The 10,895-nt window shown below is 43.0% G+C and carries 10 protein-coding genes; 7 read left to right on the top strand and 3 right to left on the bottom strand.

The annotated features are described in order from the left end of the window. Positions 1-75: 75 nt before the first annotated feature. Both KTO63_RS11080 and KTO63_RS11075 read right to left on the bottom strand, forming a co-directional pair. The gene (locus KTO63_RS11080) at positions 76-450 is read right to left on the bottom strand and encodes a DMT family protein (RefSeq protein ID WP_217791352.1); all 375 of its coding nucleotides are present in this window, start codon (positions 448-450) and stop codon (positions 76-78) included. A 201-nt stretch (positions 451-651) separates the two neighbouring features. Then, complete coding sequence (locus KTO63_RS11075) at positions 652-2,295, bottom strand: NADP-dependent glyceraldehyde-3-phosphate dehydrogenase (RefSeq protein WP_217791351.1); 1,644 nt, start codon at positions 2,293-2,295, stop codon at positions 652-654. A 380-nt stretch (positions 2,296-2,675) separates the two neighbouring features. Between KTO63_RS11075 and KTO63_RS11070 the strand changes: the two genes are divergently transcribed. The 7 genes from KTO63_RS11070 to KTO63_RS11040 all read left to right on the top strand — a co-directional run bounded on the left by KTO63_RS11070 (position 2,676) and on the right by KTO63_RS11040 (position 9,980). Then, positions 2,676-3,005 (top strand): phosphoribosylpyrophosphate synthetase, encoded by a 330-nt coding sequence (locus KTO63_RS11070; protein ID WP_217791350.1) that lies wholly within the window; start codon positions 2,676-2,678, stop codon positions 3,003-3,005. Positions 3,006-3,245: 240 nt separating this feature from the next. Next, a complete protein-coding gene (locus KTO63_RS11065; protein ID WP_217791349.1) occupies positions 3,246-5,624 on the top strand; it encodes a hypothetical protein in 2,379 nt (792 codons plus the stop codon). A 638-nt stretch (positions 5,625-6,262) separates the two neighbouring features. Further along, complete coding sequence (locus KTO63_RS11060) at positions 6,263-7,039, top strand: ABC transporter ATP-binding protein (protein ID WP_217791348.1); 777 nt, start codon at positions 6,263-6,265, stop codon at positions 7,037-7,039. A gap of 12 nt (positions 7,040-7,051) precedes the next feature. Continuing rightward, positions 7,052-7,801, top strand: a complete 750-nt coding sequence (locus KTO63_RS11055; RefSeq protein WP_217791347.1) for an ABC transporter permease — start codon at positions 7,052-7,054, stop codon at positions 7,799-7,801. Positions 7,802-7,925: 124 nt separating this feature from the next. Next, positions 7,926-8,162: a hypothetical protein gene (locus KTO63_RS11050; RefSeq protein WP_217791346.1), complete on the top strand. Its 237-nt coding sequence runs from the start codon at positions 7,926-7,928 to the stop codon at positions 8,160-8,162. 294 nt (positions 8,163-8,456) lie between these two features. After that, entirely contained in the window at positions 8,457-8,930 is a 474-nt protein-coding gene (locus tag KTO63_RS11045) for a carboxymuconolactone decarboxylase family protein (RefSeq protein WP_217791345.1), read from the top strand. A 216-nt stretch (positions 8,931-9,146) separates the two neighbouring features. Then, positions 9,147-9,980 carry a phosphatase PAP2 family protein gene (locus KTO63_RS11040; protein WP_217791344.1) on the top strand — a complete coding sequence of 278 codons (834 nt, stop codon included), beginning with the start codon at positions 9,147-9,149 and terminating at the stop codon, positions 9,978-9,980. A 99-nt stretch (positions 9,981-10,079) separates the two neighbouring features. On the opposite strand, the gene KTO63_RS11035 is transcribed toward KTO63_RS11040, so the two are convergent. Next, entirely contained in the window at positions 10,080-10,655 is a 576-nt protein-coding gene (locus KTO63_RS11035; RefSeq protein WP_232373133.1) for a pentapeptide repeat-containing protein, read from the bottom strand. Between the last annotated feature and the right edge of the window lie 240 nt (positions 10,656-10,895).

Genomic DNA, 10,895 nt, shown 5'->3' with positions numbered 1-10,895 from the left:
CAAAATTATAAAAACTTAATCAAACTTAGACTTGGTGGTTAACACAGAATCTTAGTGGTAAGTATTTCGAAGCAACTATTTTTTGAAAATAAAATACACTGCGACCACCAAAAAGCAAAAGCCTATTAAATGATTCATGGTGAACTGCACGTTCTTGAAAAACAATGCAGAAAATATCATAAACACAATCAGGGTAATAACTTCCTGAATCACTTTTAGCTGCACCAGCGTAAAGGGGCCACCGAAATCGGAAGAACCAATTCTATTGGCTGGCACCTGGAAACAATATTCGAAAAAAGCCAATCCCCAACTCACCAAAATGATTGTCCATAAAGGCGTTGACGAATGATTCGAATCTTTCGCAAAAAATTTCAAATGCCCGTACCACGCGAGTGTCATAAACGAATTGGATAGTAAAAGAAGACAAACGGTCGAGATAACTTTTGACATGGCGTGAAGGTAATTAATAATTAATAATGAATAATTAATAGGGCAGCTTGCAGAAAATTTTGGAGCCAGATCATCCTTCGTCGGGAAGACAAGCAACATTCCTATTTTGTCAAGCAGTTTAGAAATGGATATCCGTAAAATAAAATAGCGCAGCACTCCTTACGAATGCTACGCTATTAATTCTTAATTATTAATTATTAATTAAAACAGAAACTTCGTACTCAAAAAGTTCGAATGATCACTATTCACAATGTCGTTAAGCAATTGCTTATTAGGATCAGTCAGTTTCGTCGCAACGAGTGAACGGATAGAGAAGGAACGCAATGCATCATGCACAGACAGAGTTCCCTCAGCGCTATCTTTTCTTCCGGTAAATGGAAACACATCCGGACCGCGCTGGCACTGACAGTTGATGTTTACACGGCTCACCTGGTTCACCAATGGATCAATCAGTGATGCCACTTCTTCAGGATCGTTACTGAACACACTCACTTGCTGACCGTGTGTAGATTCGATCAGGTACTGCACCGGCTCTTCAAGACTGTAGTAAGGAACTACCGGAACAACCGGACCGAATTGCTCTTCGCGATACACTTTCATCTTTTCATTTACCGGATACAATACTGCCGGGTATACAAAAGACTCAACTGTTTTGCCACCATTTTCATTCATCACTTTTGCGCCGTTTGCTTTTGCATCTTCAATCAGGCTTGCAAGGTAAGCAGGTTTGCCGGGCTCAGGCAGTGGAGTAATGCTCACACCACTTTCCCATGGCATACCGAACTTTAGTTTCGCTATCGCCGCATTTAATTGCTCGATGAACCTATCTGCCAAACTATGGTGAATGAAAATTATTTTCAATGCCGTACATCTTTGTCCGTTGAAAGACAGAGAACCCAAAATAGTTTCCTGTACCGCCAATGACAAATCTGCTTTCGGTGTGATGATCGCTGCGTTCTTCGCATCAAGACCAAGGATCGCACGCAGCCTGTTTACTTTAGGGTGGAGCTTCTTCAACTGATCTGCTACGCGGCTCGACCCGATCAAAGTAAGTACGTCTATTTTACCGGATTGCATTAAGGCAGGAACAATAGAATGTCCGCGTCCATAAATTGTATTGACAACTCCTTTAGGGAAACATTCTTTGAAAGCCTGCAGCAGCGGGTAATGCAATAATGTACCGTGTTTTGGAGGTTTGAAAAGAAGCGTATTACCCATGATCAGCGCAGGGATCAATGTTGTGAAAGTTTCATTCAACGGATAGTTGAACGGCCCCATACAAAGTACCACACCAAGCGGTGAACGGCGCACCTGCGCTACAATGCCCTGCTCTATTTCAAAGCGGGATGACTGTCTGTCAAGATCTTTTAGTGCATCGATAGTGGCATAGATGTATTCAACAGTTCTGTCAAATTCTTTTATGGAGTCAGCATACGATTTTCCTATTTCCCACATGATCAGCTTTACCACGATATCTTTTTGCTCAAGCATTTTCTTGGTAAACTTTTCTACGCACTCAATCCTTTTTGCCACACTCATGGTTGGCCATTCGCCACGTCCGTGATTATAAGCGGCAACAGCTGCATTCAATGCTTCTATCGCTTCTGCTTCTGTACACACAGGATAAGAGCCGATGAGTTTTCTTTCTAAAATATCACCTCTCTTAATGCATACCGGTGAATAAACGGGTTCAGTCTTTCCGTTCCATTCTTTCATCTCACCATTGCACAAATATTTTTTTTGATGCAGTTGTTCTGACAAAGCAAACTCCGCCGGAATCGCATCTTCCGAGACAAATTTCTCGAGAATCACTTCCTTAAAATCAATTAGCGTTGTGTTTTTCATACCGCTAAAGGTAAGGAACGAACCATTTCAAAAAACTTTTTTTTCTCATCCATAACCAAGAGTTATGACACATAAATTCTGGTTATGATTGACTAAAGCGGCTTACTCTGCTATTTTTGTAGATTATTCTATTTACGCAAACGATTCCGAAACAACAAGAGATGCTTCGCATCTGAAAGGTTGCCACAGAGAAACAGAGGTACTGAGCTTTACAAGAGACCTCTTCTTCAGTGTCCCCTGTCCCTCTGTGGCAAAACTTGCGTGGTAAAAAAATGTGAAGCGTTTCCCGAAAGGTTGCGATTTATTGTTATTGCATATCATTGATAAATATTAATTTCACTTAGTGCAACCGCCGTCTTAATTATTAATTATTAATTACAATGAACGCTTACGAAACAGTAACCGAAGCTGTTAACGATCTCAGCAAGAAAGGATACACCGCATCTTTCAACAAACAGGAAGAAAATAACAACTTCACTACCATCGACTCATCTCCCGAGCATTTCACCATTGATGATGTTTACAGGTTTGAGGGCGAAACAGACCCCGCAGATGAAACCATCGTGATCGCTGTTTCTTCGGTAAAACACGACCTCAAAGGAATTCTGGTAAATGGCTACGGAATTTATGATGACGCCGCAACGTCGGAAGTGATCAGGAAACTCGTTCTAAGCGAACAAAACATTGCATACAGACATCAGTTTGAATAGTTGAAAATTGAAAGTTGAAAATTGAAAATGAAGTTTATGTGCAAGTTGCCTTATTTGTTACCGACAAGCTGATTGGTCGATAGAAAGAATTTAGCATCGAAAGCATTTTCAATTTTCAACTTTCAATTTTCAATTTTCAATTTTCAATTCACCTTGAACCTTTCCGCGGGCAGAATTGTTATGTTTCCGGGCTGGGTATATCCCTGTGTCATGGCCCTAAAACACAAACATTTTTTCCTTATGAACAGACTTTTCAGGAAAACAGTCTTACCTGTCATCTTCGCTCTGCCACTTTTTTTCTTTACGGGTAAAATCGCCTCAGCACAAAGCAAAGATTCCGTTTCCGCAAAGGATCTCGGCTGGCCGCGCCAGATCACAAAGGATGGCTCAAAGTTGGTATACTATCAACCACAGATAGATAGCTGGAAAGACTACAAACGCGTGTACACTCGCATGGCTTTTGCACTTACCCCCAAAGGTGGTAAACAAACACTGGGTGTGGCGAATCTATCAGCTAAAACAGACGTCAATAAAGATAACCGCACCGTATATCTCCACTCCATTTCCATCGATGATGTTCGCTTCCCAGCCCTGAGCGAAGATTCGGCAAAAATCATGGAAAAGCTTTTGAAGAAACTAATACCTACTAAAAGCGCACAACCCATTTCTCTTGATCGTGTTCTGGCAGATATGGAGAAGGATTCAGTTATCGTAAGCGGTGTTGAATTAAGGAATGATCCACCTAAGATCTTCTACAGCGCATCTCCCGCTATTTTATTAATGGTCTATGGCGACCCCGTTTATGCACCCATTGAAAAGACCTCAATAAAGTTTGTGATCAACACCAACTGGGACATCTTCATCGATACATCAACACACCAATATTATTTGCTGGACAACACAACATGGATGAAGTCTGACAAACTTGAATCCGGCTGGAAGATCACTACCAAACTGCCAAAAGATATGAGCAAACTGCCCAGCGGCCAGAATTTCGACGACGTGAAGCAGCAGGTTCCTCCACCTCAATCAACGGTGGATCCAACAGTATTTTACAGCAATCAACCGGCAGAACTTATTTTGTCTGATGGCCAGCCGATCTATTCCAAGATCGACAACACCAACCTGATGTATGTGACAAATACAGACAATGATCTTTTCCTCGACAATACTTCAGAAAAATATTATGTGCTGATTTCAGGCCGATGGTTCAGTTCGTCAACCCTTCCGGGGCCGTGGGTTTACGCAGGTAACACCTTGCCGGAAGACTTCAAAAAAATTCCAGCCAACTCACCCAAGGGTATCGTACTGTCATCTGTCCCCGGCACGCAGGAAGCATCAGACGCTGTAATGCTGGCGCAAATTCCGACCACCGCTGTTATCAACAAAAAAGAAGTAGAAGCAAAAGTAAAAGTTACATATGACGGTAGTACGCCACAATTCAAACCTATTGACAGCACCACGATGGAATACGCGTCCAACACGCAAGACAAAGTGATAAAGGTGGGCGATCTCTATTACTTATGTTTCCAGGGTGTGTGGTTCATTTCCTCTGCAGCCACAGGTCCATGGAAGGTGGCTGATTCTGTTGCCGCAGAAATTTATACCATTCCACCAAGCTCACCGGTATATAACGTAACCTACGTAACGCAAACCAATGCCACGGAAGAAACCGTTGAAAGCAGCACCACTGCAGGCTATTTCGGCATGTTCGTAATAGGCATGACCATGGGTGCGTGCATGGCCTACGGCACAGGCTGGTATTATCCACCATATATGTATTACCCCCCATACGGATATCCTATTTACCGTCCCTACCCGTACTCGTATGGGTGCGGTGTCGCCTACAATCCATGGTCGGGCGGGTATGTCGCTCACCGGTCGGTTTACGGACCTTACGGCGCTGCAGGAGGGTCAGCATGGTACAATCCTTCAACAGGCAGATATGGCCGGTCCGCAACTGTAGCAACTCCGTATGGTAGCAGAACGGTGGCGCATTCTTACAATCCTTATACAGGAGCCTACGGCAGAACTTCACAAGGTAGCAACGCTTACGGAAATTGGGGACAATCAGCAGCCGTTCGTGGTAATGACTGGGCCCGTACCGCGCATGTTACCAATGCAAATGGTACAACTGCAGGTTATAGAACCTCCGGTGGTAACCAGGGCATTATTCACAGTGGCGACAATGGAACCGTTGCACGTACCAATAACGGTACCTATGCGGGCAAAGACGGAAACGTCTATAGAAAAAATTCCGATGGTTCATGGAGCCAGTATAATAAAAATGGCGGTTGGAGTTCAGTAAACAAACCGAGTCAGGGCAACTTAAGTGGTGCAACGCGCAATCAACCTACCGCCGGTACTCGTGATCAAAACCTCGGTGGTGCCACACGCCAAACACCTACCGCTGGTCAAACGCCCGCAACCCGCAATCAAAACCTCGGCGGGCAAAACCGTGCAAGTGTGAACGACCGCACTATGGAAGGACTTAATAACTCAGCTCAATCGCGCTCTCGTGGCCAAATGCAAACCCAACGCTACAACAACTACCAACGTAGCGGTGGCGGTGGATTCAGAGGCGGAGGCGGTGGCGGCGGAGGCTTTAGAAGGAGATAGCAACCAGGAGTTAGAAATTAGGAATTAGGAGTTAGTTGAAGATGGAACATACTTAATAGAATGTAGTCTGATGGACTTTAGCCATAAGAACAAGAGCTCAATCTATGTAAAGATTGGGCTCTTGTTTTTTATTGGGTGGGCAGTAGATTATATATCATCATCGTTGCGTCGCACACTTCCACTGTAGAATAAATACTGAGCAAGATAAAAAGGTCATTTAATTAAGCTGTTCAAAGAATTAAAAGAATGTTGCTTATCATCCCGACAAAGGAGAGATCTGGGTGTTTATTTATGCAAAGTGTTCATGGATTGTTTGCTACAGGAAACGCGGCGGCGCAAGCTCTGCGAGGCTTGTAGCCTCGCAGGACCATTCTGTTGCCTTTGGCAACTACAGGCGAACGTTTATCTATTTTGGCAGAACATGGGTGCTGCAGGAGACGCGGCAGTGCCGACGTCTCTACGGGTACCTAATTCCTAATTCCTAATTCCTAATTGTCTGTTCACCGATTCCCTTCCCCCATTCACCGCCAAAAACCACCTTCCCACCTAAGCAGAATATTATTCTCACTTCTCGAACACTAATTTCGCTCAGCGTAACCGCACTATTAATTCTTAATTATTAATTATTAATTTTCAACATGAACAACCATGAACAGATTCTAAATGTCGAAGGCCTGAACGTTTACTACGGCACTACTCACGCAGTGCAGAATGTTTCCTTCGATGTTAAACGCGGAGAAATTTTCGGCTTGCTGGGACCTAACGGTGCCGGTAAAACGAGCACGCTAAGCGCCATTGAAGGTTTGCTAAACTATCATTCAGGATCGATCAGTGTCGCAGGACACAACAACAAAGCAAAACCCCTACATGCTAAAGCAGCACTGGGCGTGCAGTTGCAATCAACCAGCTTCCAACCGGAACTTACCATTCTTGAAATTCTGCAATTGTATGCAGGCATTTATGGTTTATCACTGAGAAAAGAAGAATTGATGGGTAAGCTGCAAGACATCAAACTCGCTGATGCTGCCAATAAAAAATTCGGCCAGTTGTCCGGCGGTCAGCAACAACGCGTTTCCCTTGTTATTGCCACCATTCACACTCCACAACTCGTGTTACTGGATGAGCCCACTACGGGCCTTGATCCGCAATCGCGCAGGCAACTGTGGGAACGCATTGAAGGCATCCGCGAAAAAGGCCATGGTGTGTTGCTCACCACACACTCCATGGAAGAAGCCCAATCCGTTTGCGACCGCATCGGCATTATTGATCATGGTAAAGTAATAGAAGTGAACACACCCGAAGCCTTGATTGAAAAACATAAGGATGAACCCGAAGTGATCAGGGTTTCAAGAAAAGGAAGGATCACACTGGAAGATGTATTTATTGCTTTAACCGGAACAGAAATTCGTTCTTAAAAAACATTCAACATGGAAATCAACATACCAAAAAGCTCTACTGTATTTTCGGCGCTGCTTCGTGCAGACTTTACCACGCAATGGCGCAATAGACGCTCTGCCGTGTTGGCATTACTTATTCCGGTTATCATTCTTATTTCGTGGAAAGGTATCATTGTGAAGTACGGTGGTGCATTTGTTTTATCAAGCAGCATTGCCCTTGGTCTTGTGGCTATCGGCCTCATGGGATATACCAATTCTGTTGCACGTGACCGGGACAAAGGCATTTTCCAAAGACTCCGTGTAGCACCAATTCCAAGCTGGGCAATCATGATAAGCAGGTTAACTGTTCAACTTACGATGATCCTGATTGTCACCATTTGCGTTTTCATCACAGGCTACTATGTTGATGGCATTCATCTATCTGCCGTTGGCTACTTGTTAACGGTAATAAGCGCCCTCGTGGGCGGTGCAGTTTACTTAAGTCTTGGACAAATGATTGTCGGCCTGATCAAAAATCCAGAAACGGTCAACTCCACCACCAGGTTGGTGTACTTTGTTTTCATCATAACAGGAATGATTGGAGGATTAGGCTTTTTGGGCGACATCGCTCAAAAACTTGCACGTTGGTCACCTTACGGTACCGTACAAACGATGTTGGCAGGCAGCCTGCAGCCTGACTTGTGGCACAACGAAACTACAATGGCGTTGCTGGTTACACTCGGTTACACCTTGTTCTTTGCTTTCATGGGCATAAAGAAATTCAAATGGAACACGAGGTAGCTGCAAGCCTTCCAACGAAAAGCATGGGAATAACTTGTGCTTAATTTTAGCAACCCGTTTACGAAACACCGCTTGCATTTGAAAAACAAAAGCAGTAATTTTTCCCAAACCAATTTAACCAAATATGGCTAACACAGCACCAAAAAAAGCAGCCAAAAAAGCCGCCCCCAAAAAGGCCGCTAAGAAAGTTGCCAGGAAAGCTGCTCCAAAAAAAGCAGCTCCAAAAAAGGCAGCTCCAAAAAAAGCAGCGGTGAAAAAAGTGGCTAAAAAAACAGCAGCCAGAACTAAGGCTGGCTCCACTAAACCGGCAATGAGAGGTGATACCACTTCAAAACCACCTCCTCCACCACCAACACCTTAGGTAAACTATTAAAGGATGATGTTGAAGTTTCGATGTCATCCTTTTTTTATTTGAGAGACGGAACACAGATTTTCATGATTATCATGATTTGTTATGTTTTTTTGATTTAAGGTTTAAGACTTACATCGTGCGACACAACTCCCTGCTTTAAGATTTTATGCTAAGGCACTCTCCACTCTCCACTCTCCACTTTCCACTTTCAATTAAAAAAAACTTTCCCCTCTTTGTCCATTTTCTCCTCTCCCATTCATTATGTAGATGTAACACGAACATTCAACATCTAAATTTTAAAAAATGGAACAAAGATTAAGCCTTTTCGAAAAAGGACACAAAGCACTGAAAGCCATGTTTGGACTGGGAAATTACCTTTCAAAATGCTCTATTGAAAAAGCGCTGCAGGACCTTATCTACTTCAGGGTTTCACAAATAAATGGTTGTGCATATTGCCTGGATATGCACTCAAAGGACCTTCGCGCAATGGGCGAAACAGAACAACGTCTTTATCTTCTGGCAGCGTGGAGAGAAGCGCCGCTATACACCGACAGGGAACGTGCCGCGCTCGCATGGGCCGAAGCCGTTACAAAAATCACCGGTGGCGATGTGCCAGACGAAGTTTACGAACAAGCAAGCGCCGAATTCTCTGAAGAAGAATTGATTGATTTAACGCTGGCCGTTATCACTATCAACAGCTACAACCGACTGAACATTTCTTTCCGCACAGTGGCAGGAGGTTATAAGGTGGGGCAGTTTGAAGCAGCCGCTAATTAATTAAGAATTAGGAATTAAGAATTAAGAATTCTTTAGGTTGGCGCTTCGCTATTGAATGGTATCTCCTTACAATGCAAAGAGCATATATCCTGTTACCATGCTACACGGAATGAATTCTTAATTCTTAATTCCTAATTCTTAATTGTTAATTCGTCTCTTTCCTCTTCAGTTTCCATTCAGAATTACAAGGTAAGTTGGCCATTAAATACGAATTTGATGCGGCATTACTTTGTAGCGGCAGCCTTGATTTTGAATGGATTAAGAACTTTTGCCCAACAACCCATACCCCACCCGGGAAACATTTCGTCGTTTGATTACGATAGCAGTATTGTTCACAGTAACAAGATGTTCTCTCCGCTCACCTCCAAAGACAGCGCTCATTATAAACGAGCTAAAGTGTTAAAAAGCTTTATCGTTCCGGCGGCACTGATCGGCATTGGCTTTTGGGCCAACTATGACGGCGACGGTGACAAAGGCGACCTGTTTAACAAATACGCGGTCAGAAATGAACGAATGGAGCATTTTGGCACATTTCATACAAGCGTTGATAACTATTTGCTGTACGTTCCTATAGCAGCAATGTACACAATGGATGCGTTGGGATACAAAGGCACGCACGATGCATGGAACCAAACTGCTCTCCTGGTGAAATCAGAAATATTGATGAACGTAATGGTGTTCTCTTTAAAAAATATTACGCATGAGCAAAGACCGGACGGTAGTACCTACAACTCTTTTCCTTCCGGACATACGGCGCAGGCGTTTTTATCTGCAGAATTGTTAAGAAGGGAATTTGGTAAAAATTATCCCGGCGTTGCCATTGGCGGTTATGTCGTAGCCACTGCTGTAGGTGCAATGCGCATATTGAACAACAGGCACTGGGTGTCAGATGTAGTTGCAGGCGCAGGATTTGGTATTCTATCCGTAAACATTGCCTACCTCACACATCAGAATAAATGGCCGCTATGGAAGAAGAAGCCCGAGAATTTGTCGATTATGCCGTATTACAATGGCAGTGCCGGCGGTGTGAGTGCAGCGCTGAGATTTTAGCAGCAACTGAATAACTGATTAACCGAATAAGTGAGTGGTTAAAAGTTAAAAACACTGACGAACATAAACATTCAGTTATTCAGTTATTCAATTATTCAGTTATTTCTCAATCACAATATCATACTTATCCAGCAACCCGATCACTCCAGGATAGGCGAATTTTGCTTTCTTTATTTTGTTCTTTTCAAGGTCGATGGAATAGTTGGTGGCTGTTCTGAAGTCGGCTTTTTCAATGTTTGTATTTTCAAACTTCGCGTCTACCAGATTACAGTCACTCAGGATTGCTGATGTAAGATCGCAGTCGGTAAAATCCACTTCCTGCAATTGTGAACTCTTAAATTTCGTGTTCCTGATTTTTACTCCAAAAAAAGAAGAATGATTGAGCGTGCAATTGTCAAAACTAAACGACAATACAAAATCATCGCAATCGTAAAAGTGAAGGCCCAGCATTTTACAGTCTTTAAATACAACATCGCGAAAGGCCGTCTTACCAAGTTTTACAAGGCTTAAGTTGCATCCGTTGAATGTACATTCAACAAATTTCATGAAAGAAAGATTGGTGTTGGAGAAGTCGCAGTTGTTAAATTCACAATACTCATACTCACCACGTTCAAGATTTTTCTGCGTAAAATCTACTTTGTCATACTTCATGTCTTCTACATATACGTCGGGCATTGCTATTTGTTTTTCTGAAAAACGGATGTAAATGTAGCAGAAAAAAATCCATTGAATTATTGAATCATAGAATTATTGATGTTATTCAGTTACTACCTCTCTAATTATTCAAGTATCTCTTTTACCACTAAGTCACTTAGAACACTAAGTTTCACTAAGAAAGTTTCTAAGTGTGGCTTCGTGCCCTTAGTGCCTCCTATGTTTGTAAAACGGGAAAAGATCTTTGAGAAATAGTTAAAT

The organism is Pinibacter aurantiacus (assembly GCF_019130065.1).
GTDB classification, from domain to species: Bacteria; Bacteroidota; Bacteroidia; order Chitinophagales; family Chitinophagaceae; genus Pinibacter; species Pinibacter aurantiacus.
The sequence above is the reverse complement of the archived record's forward strand: the minus strand, read 5'-3'. Positions and strand labels throughout refer to the sequence as shown.

Coding starts and splice junctions, on each gene's coding strand:
- KTO63_RS11080 (WP_217791352.1), bottom strand. CDS start 450: ATGTCAAAAGTTATCTCGACCGTTTGTCTTCTTTTACTATCCAATTCG.
- KTO63_RS11075 (WP_217791351.1), bottom strand. CDS start 2,295: ATGAAAAACACAACGCTAATTGATTTTAAGGAAGTGATTCTCGAGAAA.
- KTO63_RS11070 (WP_217791350.1), top strand. CDS start 2,676: ATGAACGCTTACGAAACAGTAACCGAAGCTGTTAACGATCTCAGCAAG.
- KTO63_RS11065 (WP_217791349.1), top strand. CDS start 3,246: ATGAACAGACTTTTCAGGAAAACAGTCTTACCTGTCATCTTCGCTCTG.
- KTO63_RS11060 (WP_217791348.1), top strand. CDS start 6,263: ATGAACAACCATGAACAGATTCTAAATGTCGAAGGCCTGAACGTTTAC.
- KTO63_RS11055 (WP_217791347.1), top strand. CDS start 7,052: ATGGAAATCAACATACCAAAAAGCTCTACTGTATTTTCGGCGCTGCTT.
- KTO63_RS11050 (WP_217791346.1), top strand. CDS start 7,926: ATGGCTAACACAGCACCAAAAAAAGCAGCCAAAAAAGCCGCCCCCAAA.
- KTO63_RS11045 (WP_217791345.1), top strand. CDS start 8,457: ATGGAACAAAGATTAAGCCTTTTCGAAAAAGGACACAAAGCACTGAAA.
- KTO63_RS11040 (WP_217791344.1), top strand. CDS start 9,147: ATGCGGCATTACTTTGTAGCGGCAGCCTTGATTTTGAATGGATTAAGA.
- KTO63_RS11035 (WP_232373133.1), bottom strand. CDS start 10,655: ATGCCCGACGTATATGTAGAAGACATGAAGTATGACAAAGTAGATTTT.